The 14,911-nt window shown below is 37.0% G+C and carries 14 protein-coding genes; 11 read left to right on the forward strand and 3 right to left on the reverse strand.

The genetic code is table 11. The annotated features are described in order from the left end of the window. Positions 1–299: 299 nt before the first annotated feature. From FKG96_RS07040 to FKG96_RS07050, 3 genes are all read left to right on the forward strand, one after another. Positions 300–1,298 (forward strand): UDP-glucuronic acid decarboxylase family protein, encoded by a 999-nt coding sequence (locus tag FKG96_RS07040; RefSeq protein WP_130856209.1) that lies wholly within the window; start codon positions 300–302, stop codon positions 1,296–1,298. A 246-nt stretch (positions 1,299–1,544) separates the two neighbouring features. After that, a complete protein-coding gene (locus FKG96_RS07045; RefSeq protein ID WP_130856210.1) occupies positions 1,545–2,621 on the forward strand; it encodes a GNAT family N-acetyltransferase in 1,077 nt (358 codons plus the stop codon). 21 nt (positions 2,622–2,642) lie between these two features. Then, positions 2,643–4,031, forward strand: coding sequence for an undecaprenyl-phosphate glucose phosphotransferase (locus FKG96_RS07050; RefSeq protein WP_130856211.1), 1,389 nt, complete (start codon positions 2,643–2,645; stop codon positions 4,029–4,031). Positions 4,032–4,384: 353 nt separating this feature from the next. On the opposite strand, the gene FKG96_RS07055 is transcribed toward FKG96_RS07050, so the two are convergent. Further along, a complete protein-coding gene (locus FKG96_RS07055; RefSeq protein ID WP_130856212.1) occupies positions 4,385–4,909 on the reverse strand; it encodes a hypothetical protein in 525 nt (174 codons plus the stop codon). Positions 4,910–5,285: 376 nt separating this feature from the next. On the opposite strand from FKG96_RS07055, the gene FKG96_RS07060 reads away from it, so the two are divergent. Continuing rightward, the gene (locus FKG96_RS07060; RefSeq protein ID WP_041387262.1) at positions 5,286–5,918 is read left to right on the forward strand and encodes a response regulator transcription factor; all 633 of its coding nucleotides are present in this window, start codon (positions 5,286–5,288) and stop codon (positions 5,916–5,918) included. Between the two features lie 173 nt (positions 5,919–6,091). Here the strand turns inward: FKG96_RS07060 and FKG96_RS07065 are convergent, their stop codons facing one another. Continuing rightward, entirely contained in the window at positions 6,092–6,517 is a 426-nt protein-coding gene (locus FKG96_RS07065; RefSeq protein ID WP_130856213.1) for a hypothetical protein, read from the reverse strand. Between the two features lie 256 nt (positions 6,518–6,773). Between FKG96_RS07065 and FKG96_RS07070 the strand changes: the two genes are divergently transcribed. The 6 genes from FKG96_RS07070 to FKG96_RS07095 all read left to right on the forward strand — a co-directional run bounded on the left by FKG96_RS07070 (position 6,774) and on the right by FKG96_RS07095 (position 13,083). Continuing rightward, positions 6,774–7,271: a hypothetical protein gene (locus FKG96_RS07070; protein WP_130856214.1), complete on the forward strand. Its 498-nt coding sequence runs from the start codon at positions 6,774–6,776 to the stop codon at positions 7,269–7,271. Between the two features lie 124 nt (positions 7,272–7,395). Beyond that, positions 7,396–8,484: a hybrid sensor histidine kinase/response regulator gene (locus tag FKG96_RS07075; protein WP_130856215.1), complete on the forward strand. Its 1,089-nt coding sequence runs from the start codon at positions 7,396–7,398 to the stop codon at positions 8,482–8,484. A gap of 51 nt (positions 8,485–8,535) precedes the next feature. Further along, positions 8,536–8,934, forward strand: a complete 399-nt coding sequence (locus FKG96_RS07080; protein WP_013665325.1) for a response regulator — start codon at positions 8,536–8,538, stop codon at positions 8,932–8,934. 60 nt (positions 8,935–8,994) lie between these two features. Continuing rightward, positions 8,995–10,119, forward strand: coding sequence for a ThiF family adenylyltransferase (locus tag FKG96_RS07085; RefSeq protein ID WP_130856216.1), 1,125 nt, complete (start codon positions 8,995–8,997; stop codon positions 10,117–10,119). 2 nt (positions 10,120–10,121) lie between these two features. Further along, positions 10,122–10,820, forward strand: coding sequence for a hypothetical protein (locus FKG96_RS07090; protein WP_013665327.1), 699 nt, complete (start codon positions 10,122–10,124; stop codon positions 10,818–10,820). A 28-nt stretch (positions 10,821–10,848) separates the two neighbouring features. Then, positions 10,849–13,083, forward strand: a complete 2,235-nt coding sequence (locus FKG96_RS07095) for a 7TM diverse intracellular signaling domain-containing protein (RefSeq protein WP_130856217.1) — start codon at positions 10,849–10,851, stop codon at positions 13,081–13,083. Here the strand turns inward: FKG96_RS07095 and FKG96_RS07100 are convergent. Further along, positions 13,057–13,521 carry a response regulator gene (locus FKG96_RS07100; RefSeq protein ID WP_013665329.1) on the reverse strand — a complete coding sequence of 155 codons (465 nt, stop codon included), beginning with the start codon at positions 13,519–13,521 and terminating at the stop codon, positions 13,057–13,059. The two genes, FKG96_RS07095 and FKG96_RS07100, sit on opposite strands and share 27 nt — an antisense overlap. Before the next feature lie 236 nt (positions 13,522–13,757). Between FKG96_RS07100 and FKG96_RS07105 the strand changes: the two genes are divergently transcribed. Further along, on the forward strand, positions 13,758–14,828 hold the full coding sequence (locus FKG96_RS07105; protein WP_130856218.1) for a Gfo/Idh/MocA family protein: 1,071 nt from the start codon (positions 13,758–13,760) through the stop codon (positions 14,826–14,828). The last annotated feature ends 83 nt before the right edge of the window (positions 14,829–14,911 follow it).

The following is a 14,911-nucleotide window of genomic DNA, read 5'->3' on the forward strand; positions in this document are numbered from 1 at the left end:
TGTGTAATAATAACGAAACTGAGGCAAAAGAAAACACAACGGTTGGTTGTAAATTGTAAACTCCGCCAAAAGTGAGCGTTATTCGTTACGGTTGGATTAAAAAAATAACGTTGATCACTGCTTAATACTAACGGCTGTGTGCCAAAGAAATTGTACTGCTAGTGTAAATCTGACACGCAAAGATAGATAAAATTTTCTAATTGATAAGTTTTTAAGTATATAAATCGGAAAAATGCCTTAGAATAGGCGTGACTAAACAGTATATAACTCATATAAATCAATCATTTCAAATAAAAGCAATGAAAAAAGAAAGAGTATTAATCACCGGAGCTGCTGGTTTTTTAGGGTCTCATTTATGCGATAGATTCACCCAAGAAGGATTCCACGTCATTGGTATGGATAACCTGATAACAGGCGCCTTGGCTAACGTAGAACATTTGTTTAAATTACCAAACTTCGAATTTCATCATCACGATGTTTCTAATTTCGTACATGTTCCTGGAAAACTCGATTACATTCTCCATTTTGCGTCGCCAGCAAGTCCCATAGATTATCTCAAGATTCCTATACAAACTTTGAAAGTTAGTTCTTTAGGGACTCATAATCTTCTTGGTTTGGCTATGGAAAAAAAAGCCAGAATTCTAGTTGCTTCTACGTCAGAGATATACGGTGATCCTTTAGTTAATCCGCAACCTGAGGAGTATTGGGGGAATGTCAATCCTGTTGGACCTCGAGGTGTCTATGATGAAGCGAAAAGATTCCAGGAAGCGATTACCATGGCCTATCATACTTTCCATGGTTTGGAAACGAGAATAGTGCGAATTTTTAATACCTATGGTCCTAGAATGCGGCTAAATGATGGGCGAGTTTTGCCAACTTTTATTGGGCAAGCATTAAGGGGAGAGGATTTGACCGTTTTCGGCGATGGTTCACAGACGCGTTCTTTTTGTTTTGTGGATGATCTAGTAGATGGAATTTACCGACTACTTTTAAGTGATTACGCACTTCCTTTGAATATCGGTAATCCAGATGAAATTACTATCCGTGAATTTGGAGAAGAAATTTTACGTCTGACTGGTGCGAATCAAAAACTGATATGTAAGCCACTACCAACAGATGACCCTAAACAAAGACGTCCTGATATAACAAAGGCGAAAGAAATATTGGGTTGGCAACCTAAAGTATCAAGATCTGAAGGATTAAAAATTACATACGAGTACTTTAAGCAGATAAAAGATAAAAATCAGCAATTTAAAGATTTTACTCACTTTAATAAACATACAATTTCAGTGAGGTGACGTGAAGGATTTCTCTTTTTTTTACATAGAATATTCTCATGTTTTAAGGTTTTTTCACACTTCTGCTTTCCTTATACGATAATCCACAATAGCGTAACATGTGCTGAGAAGATACGCTAATCGATCTCGATTAGCGATATCTTTGCTTTGTCATTCAACTATGTGTTTTATATGAGCTGTTGTTTATGAGGGCGCTTTTGGGAAATAGCTTTTGGTATTAATAATAATTTCTCTAACACACAAAACATGAACATACTTTTAACGAACACATTTTCTACAGCTAAAATAACAGATGCAAATGGTATAAAAGAGAAAGATACTTGGAATCACTATATTAAAGAGAGTACCGAATTCGACTTTTATCATACGCATGACTATCATTTAATGGACCATGGAGGTGATCCTTTTATTTTTGTTTACCAGGAAGGTAGTCGATTTCTGAGCTTACCTTTTATTAAACGCAAAATCGAACAAACACCATATTTCGATTGTACATCGGTTTACGGTTATACTGGTGCGCTAACCAACATAGATAGAACTAATTTTGTAGACGATGGCTTTATCGATAGGTTTTCAGATGCACTTAAAAAATTCCTGCTAAAAGAAAATATCATTTGCTGTTTTAGTGTGCTTCATCCGTTATTTGATCAAAAAGCAATTTTTAAAAGTATTAAAGATGGGCAATTATTAGACGTTGGGCAGACTGTTGCTATTAATCTTCAAACTTCACTAGAGGAACAACGATCAAAATATCGGCGCCCCATACGGATGAAAGTTAGCCAGTTGAGACGCAAAGGCTACGAGGTGCATCGGGCAGATTCTGAATTACAATTAAGAGAGTTTATCACGATTTATCGAGAGAATATGATAAAGGTGGGTGCGTCTGAAAAGTATTTTTTTGAAGATGAATACTTCGAACGTTTTATGCATGCTACAGATTATCAAACAGAGTTACTGCTGGCATGCTATGAGAATAAAATAGTGGCTGGAGCGATGGTAGTATTAACAAACGACATTATGCAACTTCATTTAGCTGGAACTAGGAGTGAATTCTTTTCGGAGTCGCCAATGAAGCTAATCTTTGATGAAGCTACGCTACTGGGCAGAGCTAGAGATGCTCGGCTTCTGCATCTTGGCAGTGGAGTAGGTGGAAAAGCCGACTCCCTTTTTCATTTTAAAATAGGTTTTTCTGATAACCTATTCGACTTTACGACATGGCAGTTTATCGCTAATGAAACGATTTACAATGAATTGGTTCAGAATAAAATTGAGAGAGGATTAACTCCGAATCCGCTCTATTTTCCGTTATATCGATCTTGTTAATATTTACCTCATCTATCTACTATGAAAACACGTTATTTATACTTATTGATTTTTATTCTCGCTGTAAGCGATCTTTTAATAGTAAACGTCAGTTACCTTGGCACTTTCTATTATTTTGTGGCAGATGATTCTCGCTTGCAAGGAATTTATATGGACGGATTGATTGTGAGCAATTTAATTTGGCTTGTATCATCCTTCTTTTGCAAGTTGTATACTGAGAAGACGGTCCGTCGAATTGATTTTATTTATTCAGCCACCTTAAAAAGCTTTTTATTGCATTTTGCCTTATTTGCCTGTTATACGGCTTTTTTCAAAGAAAAAGCGATTTCTCGCGAATTTCTGCTGGTTATGTATATAGGTTTGTCGCTGTGTCTCTTTGTCAGTCGTTTTTTGGGAACCTTTTTTGAAAACAGACTTTTACGGTATTTTAAGGCAAGCAGGCCGGTCGCGGTGTTGGGAATGAACAAAATGGGACTTCGTTTAGCGGCCTTTTTTGAACAAAAAAAGAATCAGTATGAATTCAATGGCTTCCTAGATGATAGTGAGGAGCTCAGTATTGGCGAGGACGGACGGCTACTGCCTATGGTTTGTCAGCAAATAGAAGTTGCCGCCAAAAGCGGTATTCAAGAGGTATACGTACCCCTTACTCCTGAAAATATGGCGAATGCAAATGTCTTGTTGCGGGAAGGTGAGCGGCAGTGCGTCCGTATGAAATTTGTCCCTGATTTAACTGGAACGCTTGTTACACCATTTAAGTTGAGTTATATGGAAGAATTCCCAGTGATTAGCATGCGGCATGATCCTTTGGAAGAAATTGAGAATCGATTTAAAAAACGTATTTTTGATATTGTTTTTAGTCTATTGGCAATTGTTTTTGTCTTGAGCTGGTTATATCCTATCATCGGACTTATTATTAAGATTCAAAGTCCAGGACCTATTCTTTTTAAGCAAAAGCGTGACGGGCGCAATAATCAGACATTTTACTGTTATAAATTCAGGAGTATGAAGGTCAATAATGAGAGCGATACTCGTCAGGCTACTAAGAATGATGACCGGATTACACCAATTGGTCGCTTCATTAGAAGAACTAGCCTTGACGAACTACCTCAGTTCTTCAACGTATTGTTTGGAGATATGAGTGTAGTAGGACCAAGACCTCATCCACTTTCTCTTACAAAGCAGTATCGTGAAATAATTGATCAGTACATGGTAAGGCATTTTTTGAAGTCAGGGATTACGGGCTGGGCGCAAGTGAACGGTTTTAGAGGCGAAACTAAGGATCCCGAGCTCATGAGAAAACGCGTAGAGTACGACGTTTGGTATTTAGAAAATTGGTCTATTTGGCTTGATGTCAGAATTATTTTGCAAACTGTAATCAATATGATTAAAGGCGAGGAAAATGCTTATTAATACGCATCATTCTTCAGTTCATTGAGATACATTCTACAGAAAAGCCGGTTTATCTAAAAGCCGGCTTTTTTCTGTAGAAAATGTACGGATAAATTTGTTGTTCAATTTAAATCCGAAACATTTAACTCAGATGATTGAAGTACCATATGCTCATTTCTCTTGAGATACTACAGCGTCATTTCAGGAATATTAATATAGTAAATAAAATAGAACCCGCTTACTATATTACTATAATTTCTTTCTCAATATATTAAACATTGAATTTTTGGCTAACTTGTTTAATAAAATGCCCCTAGCAACATGTTGCTAGGGGCTAATGCATTTCTACTTAGAATAGCTGTTTCGGTAAGCGATTAATCTCTACAAGGACAATGTAATTCAATACTCCCTTGGCGGCTAGCCGCTGTTTTCGTCTCTCCGTTCTCTTTATACTGTATATCGGAATTGTCAGTCGATACAATAGACCAGCTCATCGTCTTTTCAGTGAATGCGGTCACTTCATATTTGTCTAACTTTCCCGAGTCCCAGGTAATATTTACATAGTCTTTTTTATCCTCTCGCGAAATATTCCAAGCTCCTGAAGTCAGCTTATTCGTAAACTTGTCTAGTCGTGTCACCCGATGATCGTCCGGAGTTGCCTCGTTAGGTCTAAAGTTATACTGTATACTTTTATTTCTAAAATCTTCGTATACTTTACTGCTTTGATAGACAGTGGTTCCATCACTCGCTTTGTACTCGTATTTTTCCGAAACGGTATTCCATACCGTGCGGATAAGCGTTTGATCGATGGTTTTCGGGATTTCTACTCCAGGATCCTCTGTTTTATCACATGATAAAATGAATAATACCAATGGTAAAAGTAAAATGCGCTTTGACATAATAATAGATGTTTTTAATAATTTAATTACTCTCCAAATTTCGCAAGTATATCCTAAGAAAATGGGCGTAAAAGCGGATTGTATAAGGAAATAGGAAATTTTGGGTATGAAAATATGGGAATTAATAAAGTACTTGTTGGGCACTGTGTTGCACTTGTGCTTAAAATGGGAAAATAGAGCCATACATTTGAAGTATTTTTCCTATTATAGTGATAGTTTATTTTTTGTGTTATATCTTTAAAGAAAAAAATCAAAGGTATTTGAAAGATTGGTCGAGACGGGCAAAAACCACATTTGTTAATCTTTAGAAATCTTCAATAGATGGAACGAGATTTGTTAGTTAAGCAACGTATTTTATTTAAAAGGTGGTAAACATATGATGAAAGGAACTATCGGTATAGTTGACGATCAACAATTGTTCTTGAAAACTGTAGGTATGTTTGTCAATACCTTCCCGGATTTTGAAGTGATATTATATGCATCTAATGGACCCGACTTATTACAGAAGCTAAAATCTCAGAACCCCTTACCTGACATTCTGTTGATTGACGTTAACATGCCTGAAATGGAAGGAGCTGAGATTGTTTCAACGATTAGGAAGACATATCCAAGTATTAAGATGGCAGCACTCTCCATGATGGAGGATTCGCAAAACGTAATTAGGATGATTAAGGCAGGGTGTTGTGCTTATCTTTTGAAAAATATGAATCCCAATGAACTGGAATTGGCATTAAAGGAAATTTTACTACGGGGATTTTATAATACCTATGTGACAAATATGTGTTATCAGGAGATGTTTAATAAGGACTCTATAGATTTGAAAGATAGAGAGCGTGAGTTTTTAGAACTAGCATGTAGTGACTTAACCTATCAACAAATAGCGTCGAAAATGTTTTTGTCAATCAAGACGATCGACGGCTATCGAGCAGCTCTTTTTGAAAAGTTCCAGGTTAAAAGTAGAGTAGGTCTCGTATTGGAAGCTATCCGGCAGAACGTTATATCTGTATAATTAGCCAGCCGTACGTATAGGATTTTTCCTGTTTGATTTTACGGCTTTTCCCTTAATATAACTAAAATAATAATTGTTAATTTGTGCGGCAAATTAACGCGTTAATGAAGATGAAACCAACGTGTTTCAGTGTGTGGAACGTGTTTTTTTAAGTTTGGTGCCATTTAAGGTCATTATCGCGGAGTTGATTGTTCTTTGATTTGCAGATTGGTCGTTAATTTCTCGAGGGAATGGAGGATGTCTTGCATTGTTAAAACTTCCGAACGGATACTTCGGATTTCAGCTGCTGTATTTAGCATGGTTTCCTTCCGGTATGAAGATGTCGTTGATAATGTCGAAATGGTTGATAGATCTATATCAGACAATTTAGTGCCGTCTTGCGGAGATGAAACTTTGATGTCGCTCCCGAGATCAGTAAAGGGTTGGTGTTCCAGATTGTTTTCTACTCGTGCTATGTAACCGTTGGCAAACACTTCTAAGGACACGGATATGTTATTATAAATACCATCATAAATGCCTTCGATAGAGTTTTGTTTATTCTCTGCGTACATCGTCCTGCAGAATCCCAATCCAATTAAACCATTTCTAATACTGATCATAAAAAAAATACCTATTGCAAATATAAAATATCTTTATTCGCATTAATCGATATGAAGAATATTTTAATATTTTGTGTATCGATAACTGTGCCAATTGCCAATGAAGAAATAAAGGAAGATTGTATTTTGTATAAGATCGATCTGTATATTGATAAATGGCATGATTCTTTGTGATTTAAATTGCTTAAGTTTGACATTAAAAAGAACTTTTACGTCCAACCGTTATGAAGATTTACGTTTTTTTAGAATATTTTTAATGAAGGATTTGAGGATAAAACAAACACCAGGGAAATCTTTTATCGATCTGAAGCCTACAAAGGACGATCATATAAGGCAGAACAATTTGTTACTGTCGGTAAATGAATGGTCTGGTGAAGGAAGTAAAGTATGCAGTATATATTTGAATATCGAGCAAACGAGCGTGCTTTATGAATATTTGAAATCTTTTTTAGAAGAAAAGGGCGAGGTACTTGCTTACCACCATCAAGAAATAAAAGAAAAAAAGCGTATGTTGAATGATGTTTACGAAGAATCTAAAGACAGCGGCTTGATAACAAGCGGGCAGATCAATAACTTGAGTAAAATAGGAGTTCCGATTGTGTCGCTACTGGCAAAAGATCTTCAAGTCCCCGCGCACGAGATTATAGCAATAGCAGAAAGCAATCCGTTGCCCTTTGCTCTTTTGAACAAACATTTCCGAACTTGTTGGGAATCGGTTCTAACAGAACCTCTTCCTTCCAATTATTTGTTCTAAAAAATGAGTATAGAAAAAATGTCAACAAGCGAAGTGTTAAAATAAAAATTATAGTTGTTACATCTTTACTTGTGCAAATAACATTTCATAAAAATGGACAAAGAAATAAACCGAGTTGATCAGTATGAATGAAGAGATAAAAATTTTATACTTGGATGATGAAGTGAACAACTTGGTTGCATTTAAAGCATATTTTCGACTGGATTATCAGATTTTTGTTGCTGAAAATACAAACGAGGCACTTAAAATATTGGAAGAGCACCCTGATCTGCGAATTATATTTACAGATCAACGGATGCCGGACAAATTGGGTACAGATTTTCTGGATGAGATTCGAGTAATTTATCCGTTACCGGTTAGAATTCTGCTAACAGCTTATACGGACGATTTAAATACCGCAATAGATGCGATAAACAAAGGTAATGTTTATCGTTATGTGAAAAAGCCGTGGTCGGTTGAAGCAATTTCAGCTGTTATAACCGATGCCAATAGGTATTATTTAACGAACTCATTGCTATCTGTAAAGAACAGAGAATTAGAACAAGCTTATAACGAACTGGATAAATTTGCTCATAGTGTAAGCCATGATATCCGTGGGCCGTTAGCAGGCATAATGGCCGCTGCTCAGCTGGCACAAGATATAAGTGATCTTAGTGAAATTGGTGAACTTTTGCAAATAATAGTCAATTCTGCCGAAAAGCTTGATCGCTATATTTTGACAATACACGACTATTACAGTGTCCGGCGAGGTGAGTTTAATATCATGGATATCGACCTTAACACCTTAGCTGACGATCTGCGGGTAATGTATGAAGCTATTGCGAACGCGAAAGGCATCCGATTTACAATAACGATCAATAACTCGGATGTTTTTAGGTCGGATGAGGTTTCTGTAAAGTTAGTGTTGAATAACTTATTATCTAACGCCTTTAAATATCAAAAGAAGGATTACAATTACAAGTATGTGCACTTGGAAATGGGAGTAGAGCGAGGTGTTGCTACTTTTGTTGTAAAGGACTCCGGAATAGGTATTCCGGAAAAATATCTAGGCGAGATTTTTAAGTTGTTTTTTAGGGCTACTTTGCTCGAGGCTGGTAGCGGGCTCGGACTTTATAACGTTAAGAATATTTTAACGAAGTTAGGAGGGCAGATAATAGTGAACTCTGTTGAAAACGTTGGTACTGAGTTCGTTGTGGCCATTCCGACAAAGTGATTTAATGTTAGATGGAAAATTTGAATTGAATATTAATGTATTGTTAGATAAATGAAATATCCTTTTATAGTTATTGATGATAGTCCGATCGATTGTCTCATTGTAAAGAAAGTGATTGGTTTTAGTGGAAAGAGCTCGGACGTAAAGGTTTTTAATGACGCTACACTTGCCCTTCAATACATAGAAAGTAACGAAGAAAGCCTAAGCGCGTCTATTTCTTTTATAACATTGGATATTATGATGCCGATCATGAATGGTTTTGAGTTTTTAGATAAATTTATAGATCTGCCAAAATCAATTCAAGAGCGCTATAAAATCATTATTCTCTCCTTGTCTAATAATGAACATACAATAAAAAGATTGCAGAAATACAAGGTAATAGAGGCCATTGTAGAAAAGCCTATTACCATGGATAAATTCGCTGCGGTCATCGGGAAATTTCAAGAGTAACGAAGATCGTTCATCAGATCTTGCATTATCTATATAATATAGGTGCTATAAAATCATCAAATGGGAGAAACACGACAAGAGGCCGTCGGGAATAATTTTCGGCCTATTATTTTTAGAAGAAGGCATCTTGAGGATAGCAAAGAAATGGATAAGTTATTGGCAATTGAAGGAGCCGTACAAATAATCGATACCATTGATATGCAGTTAGCTGAATTGATCAAGATCGAAAATCCGTCAGAGGGTTTCGATGAAAAGAAGCTCAGAACATATATAGATGCTTATATATATCCATCTTCATCTTTTGATTTTGGCGCATGGGTTTATTATCCCTGGTTAAATAAAATTATACATTTATTGGATGAGCCTGAATTTGTAAAGGTTAGGACCAGCAGAAATATATATAAGATTAAGCCTGAAGAGATCAATGTGCTAAAGGAAAAGAAAGTAGGAATAGTTGGATTATCCGTTGGGCAAAGTATAGCATTGACTTTAGCAATGGAGCGGAGTTGCGGAGAGCTACGCTTGGCCGACTTCGATTCAATTGAATTAAGTAATATGAATCGTATCCGTGTTGGTGTACAGGATTTAGGACAGAGTAAGGTTATTACTGCTGCAAGACAAATCGCCGAGTTAGATCCGTATATCAAAGTGCTTTGTTTTACGGACGGTTTAGATACCGGCAATATGGACCAATTCTTACTCGAAGGAGGAAAACTAGACATGCTGGTTGAAGAATGCGATGGTATTGACATTAAAATTATTAGTCGACTGAAAGCAAGAGCATATGGTATACCGGTAATCATGGATACAAACGACAAGGGTATGTTGGATATAGAGCGGTTTGATTTAGAAAGAGACCGCCCCATTCTTCATGGACGACTTCAAAAAATAGAAGGTTATACCATTCAAGACATGGAAGTACAACTAAAAGAACTGGACCTTGAGCAAAAGATAGCGTATTTAGTGGATATAATAGGTTTTGAAAATGTTTCTGAAGCAATGAAACTATCACTCCATTATATGAAAAAAACCATCATTGGATGGCCACAGTTGGCCTCAGCTGTCACGTTGGGCGGCGCAATGGTTACTGATGTGGTAAGACGGGTGTTTCTTGATCAATTTAATGATTCAGGGCGGTATTTTGTTGATTTCGAAGAGTTAATTCATAACACTAAAGTTGATTAACTATGATCCATATACGAACTTTTAGAGCACCAGATGATCCGGAAGCATGCGAAAAGTTCATAATTGGACATAGAAAATTATTGGAAATTTTTGGCATTAGCCAGATTACTTCTAATCGGCAAGATTGGGTGGACGATAGGGATACTATTGTTATCTTAGTAGAAAATACGGAAACAAAAACGGTATATGGCGGTGCTCGCGTCCAAATGGCCAATAGTAAATATGCGCTGCCTATAGAAACTGCAATTGGAAGATATGATGCTAAAATATACGACCTAATACAACATGACCAAGCTCGTGGAGGAACTTGCGAAATTTGCGGATTGTGGAATTCAAGGGAAGTAGCTGGTATGGGAATCGGTAGTTATATTCTGTCGCGAGTTGGGGTCGCAATCACAAAGCAGCTGCCAGTTGTTAGTCTTTTTGTACTATGTGCACCTATTACAGTTAAAATGGGAATCCGATTGGGTTGTAAGGTAGAAAAGACGTTGGGGAACAATGGATTGTTCTACTATCCAAAAGATGATTTAATTGCGACCGTAATGCGTATGGAGGACATAAATGACCTGTCGTTAGCAACAGATCTGGAAAGGGAAAAAATTTTGTCTTTGCGAGACAGGCCCCACCAAGAAGTACTGGAGCGAGGCCCGAAAGGTGAGTATCCTGTCACTTATGATCTCGTTATTCCAAATTTTCCTTAGTCATGTAACATAAAAAAGACTGAAAGCAATGAAAAACGTTAGTATCTTTTCGAAATTCAGAACTTTTTTAATACCTCTTGTCGTGCTGTTATGCCTTTGCAAAATAGGTCATACCTTCCAGCACGACCGTATAGTCAGATTTAGTGATGCGAGTAGCGAACTTTTATTAAATCGTCATATTTCTATTTTTAAAGACGCTTCAAAGAAGCTGCCTATTAATTCCGTTAAGCAACAAAACTTTGCAGGTTATCCAAAAGACGGTATTATCAATTTAGGAGCAACAAAAGACAGGGTGTGGCTAAAATTTACCGTTCAAAATGATACCGACGATGAAGATTTATATTTATTATTGCAGCAAGCAACAATTGATGAAGCCATTTTATTCCTTGAACATTCGAATGGTGACGTTTTAATCGATACTTTAGGAAAATATAAACCATTTGAGGAAAGAGCGGTTTATGCGCCCGATTACATCTTTCCAATCAATGTGAAAAAGGCAAGTAACGCAACCATTTACCTCGGCGTTTCTTCAAACGATCAGATGCAGTTGCCTCTCTATATCGGCAGCAAGGAAGTCATCTCGACAAAAATGTCAACGAAAAACCTTTTGTTCGGATTGTATGCAGGGGCAGTGTTGATCATGATGCTGTATAATCTATTTATTGGCCTTTCTACACGCAACGGCAGTTATATCTATTATATTGTTTATATATTCACTGTAGGACTTACGCAGGCAATGTTTCAAGGATATGCTTATATGTATCTTTGGTCCAATAGCCCTTGGATGGCAAGTCGAAGTTCTATTATTATTCCCTTCCTTTCCGGTTTAGCCACGATCGCATTCATCAAGACTTTTCTACATACGAAAACAAATACCCCTAAACTCGATAAAGGAATTAACGTAATCGTTATTTGCTATTTCGTAGGTTTATTCATTGGCCTATTCGATGTTTTTCAGGGGGCCATCGTTTTGCAAACAATGGCCTCTTTGGGCATTATATATGTGATGTATGTCGTTAATCAGATCCGTAAAAAAGGATATAGACCGGCAGTTTTTTTTCTAATTGCTTTTACCTTGTTTTTTTCCTGTGTTATAGCGTTTGTTCTCCGTAATTTTAACCTAATTCCTTACAATGGATTCACCGCTTATATTCTAGAGATTGGTTCGATTGTAGAGATTTCATTACTTTCTTTTGCATTGGCTGATCGGATAAATTTCTATAGAAAAGAGAAGGAGGCATCGCAAGCGCAGGCGTTGCGAATATCACAAGAGAATGCGAGAATTATAAGGGAGCAAAATCTATTATTGGAAACGGAAGTTGATAAACGAACCAAAGATCTGAAAAGAACTAATGAGAGTTTAAATGAGGCCATGTACAATTTAAAGCAAGCTCAGGCTCATTTGGTTGAATCCGAAAAACTAGCTTCATTAGGTATGTTAACTGCAGGCATTGCTCACGAGATTAACAACCCAATAAACTTTGTAACCGGCAGTATAAAGCCTTTAAGTAGAGATGTGGATCAATTAATTGAGGCGCTGAAGGTTGTTGAGGAAATAGCATTCAAGGATATTCCCGAGGAGTCAAAGATTGCCGAGCTGGAGAGTTATAAAGAAGATATTGATTTAGCGTTCTTAAAAGAGGAGATTCAGTTATTATTAAAAGGGATACAAGAAGGGGCTTTTAGAACAGCGGAGATCGTAAAAAGCTTACGGGTTTTTTCAAGGGTGGACGAAGACGACTTAAAACTGGCAGATATTAATTTGGGACTTGAATCCACTTTAGTCATCTTAAACAGCATGTTTAAAGATAGGATCAACGTTAAAAGACATTACGATGAAATTCCATATGTGGAGTGTTTCCCGGGAAAGCTAAATCAGGTTTTCTTAAATTTGCTAACCAATGCCTTCCATGCCATTGACCAAAAATTCAAAGGAAAGCAAGGAGGGAAAATCACTATCAAAACGTACTATAAGGACGATTTGGTATATATTTCTATAAAAGATAATGGGGTAGGGATAAAAGAAGAGTTGAAAGATAAAATATTTGACCCCTTCTTTACAACCAAAGATGTAGGAGAGGGAACGGGATTAGGTCTTGCAATCGTTTCACAAACGGTGGCGAAGCACCATGGTAGTATCTCCCTGGTTACTGAAGAAGGTAAGGGATGTGAATTCATTATTAAGATACCCACAGTTCAACCAAATGATAATCAACTAAACAACGAAAATGTCCAATCAGGAGAGGAGTTTCTGTCGAAGTAAAAATTCCAATTGTTCATTGGTAATGGACAATAACTGATTCTCATCTTTCATCTTTTTCTTTTCCAAATATAACTGATAGGCTTTTTGAATTGTACTATCCAACTCTTCTTCATTCCAAGGTTTGGTGAGATAATGAAAAATCTTTCCCTTATTAATAGCATCAATAACAGCAGCCATATCCGTATAGCCGGTTAAAAGGATGCGAACGGGGTCGGGGTGTGTCTGTATGATCTGCTCGAGGAATTCAACACCGGTCATCCTAGGCATTCGCTGATCGGTTATGATAATATCAAACTCTAGATTCTTAAGTTTTTCAATCGCCTCTAAACCACCAATGGCTGTTTCAATTTTATATCTGGTTCTAAAAGTAGCTTTGAAAGAGATCAAATTGTGTTCCTCGTCGTCGACAAAAAGGATTCGAATTTTCTGCGGTTCCATAACAATCCATTTAATAAGTGTACCTTAACAATTCTTCTGCCAAGACGGCTCTAAAAAGAAAAAAATGCTGCAATTTCGAGTCGATTATATTTTATGTATCGATCAAGTGCTATGCATCACCGTTAACTTCGTTAAATGTAGAAAAATATAGTGTATTAACTCATGTTTTCCGAAAACGAGCAAAATAATTTTGAAAGAGCTATCTTGCAAGATTAAAAAGCAAATGTTGACAAATTATGGAGAAAATCAAAATTTTAGTGGTGGGTTGCGGTAATATGGGGGCTTCACATGCCAAAGCCTATCATTCGATGGATAAATTCGAGATTTGCGGATTGGTTTCCACCGGTAAAAGTAAAGAAGTGCTAAACCGGGAACTAGGTGGTTTGTATGAGCTATATGACAAATATGAAGAGGCCTTGCGTTTAGCAAAACCGGATGCTGTTTGCATAGCTACTTACCCCGATACGCACGAAGACTTTGCGATTAAGGCTTTTCAAGCAGGATGTCACGTTTTTATCGAGAAACCTTTAGCAGATACCATTGATGGAGCAGAAAGGGTAGTGGCTACAGCCAATAGATATAATAAAAAACTAGTTGTCGGTTATATTTTGCGCTATCATCCTTCTTGGGAGATGTTTATTGAGCAAGGGAGGAAGCTTGGTAAACCCTTGGTAATGCGCATGAATTTAAACCAGCAAAGCCACGGTTACATGTGGAAAGTACACCAAAATTTAATGAAAAGTTTAAGTCCTATTGTCGATTGCGGTGTGCATTATATTGATGTTATGTGCCAAATGACAGATGCGAGGCCTGTTCAAGTAAGTGCGATTGGCGCAAGGCTAACTCAGGACATTCCTCCGGATAATTACAATTATGGCCAGCTGCAAATTAAATTCGAAGACGGATCAGTAGGTTGGTATGAGGCGGGTTGGGGACCGATGATAAGCGAGACGGCCTTTTTCGTAAAAGATGTAATTGGGCCGAAAGGCTCTGTATCGATCGTTGCGAAGGAAGCATCAAAAACCGGAAAATCCGATGCCGTAGAGTCGCATACAAAGACCGAGTCTCTTAAAATACATAACGCTCAATTAGATACAGATTACAACTTTGTTCACAGAGATACTTTGGTTAATTTGGAAGATGAACCTGATCACCAAGAGTTGTGTAATAGGGAACAGCGATTTTTCTTGCAGGCTATACTTGAGGATTTAGATTTAACAAAAGCTAATATCGACGCCATCAATAGCTTACGGATTGCTTTGGCATGTGATGAATCCGTAAAAACAGGAAATATTGTCCGTATGTAAGGTGTATTCACGTACAAAGTTATTCCTTCATTTTATTATAATAAATGGTTTAGAGGTTTCCATAGATAATTTGAGAATAAATG

Origin of the sequence: Olivibacter sp. LS-1 (assembly GCF_008245145.1) — a bacterium.
In the GTDB taxonomy this organism is placed as follows: Bacteria; Bacteroidota; Bacteroidia; order Sphingobacteriales; family Sphingobacteriaceae; genus Olivibacter; species Olivibacter oleidegradans.

Bases quoted from the DNA above. Each gene is read 5' to 3' on its own strand.
- FKG96_RS07040 (WP_130856209.1), top strand. From the start codon at position 300: ATGAAAAAAGAAAGAGTATTAATCACCGGAGCTGCTGGTTTTTTAGGG.
- FKG96_RS07045 (WP_130856210.1), top strand. From the start codon at position 1,545: ATGAACATACTTTTAACGAACACATTTTCTACAGCTAAAATAACAGAT.
- FKG96_RS07050 (WP_130856211.1), top strand. From the start codon at position 2,643: ATGAAAACACGTTATTTATACTTATTGATTTTTATTCTCGCTGTAAGC.
- FKG96_RS07055 (WP_130856212.1), bottom strand. From the start codon at position 4,909: ATGTCAAAGCGCATTTTACTTTTACCATTGGTATTATTCATTTTATCA.
- FKG96_RS07060 (WP_041387262.1), top strand. From the start codon at position 5,286: ATGATGAAAGGAACTATCGGTATAGTTGACGATCAACAATTGTTCTTG.
- FKG96_RS07065 (WP_130856213.1), bottom strand. From the start codon at position 6,517: ATGATCAGTATTAGAAATGGTTTAATTGGATTGGGATTCTGCAGGACG.
- FKG96_RS07070 (WP_130856214.1), top strand. From the start codon at position 6,774: ATGAAGGATTTGAGGATAAAACAAACACCAGGGAAATCTTTTATCGAT.
- FKG96_RS07075 (WP_130856215.1), top strand. From the start codon at position 7,396: ATGAATGAAGAGATAAAAATTTTATACTTGGATGATGAAGTGAACAAC.
- FKG96_RS07080 (WP_013665325.1), top strand. From the start codon at position 8,536: ATGAAATATCCTTTTATAGTTATTGATGATAGTCCGATCGATTGTCTC.
- FKG96_RS07085 (WP_130856216.1), top strand. From the start codon at position 8,995: ATGGGAGAAACACGACAAGAGGCCGTCGGGAATAATTTTCGGCCTATT.
- FKG96_RS07090 (WP_013665327.1), top strand. From the start codon at position 10,122: ATGATCCATATACGAACTTTTAGAGCACCAGATGATCCGGAAGCATGC.
- FKG96_RS07095 (WP_130856217.1), top strand. From the start codon at position 10,849: ATGAAAAACGTTAGTATCTTTTCGAAATTCAGAACTTTTTTAATACCT.
- FKG96_RS07100 (WP_013665329.1), bottom strand. From the start codon at position 13,521: ATGGAACCGCAGAAAATTCGAATCCTTTTTGTCGACGACGAGGAACAC.
- FKG96_RS07105 (WP_130856218.1), top strand. From the start codon at position 13,758: ATGGAGAAAATCAAAATTTTAGTGGTGGGTTGCGGTAATATGGGGGCT.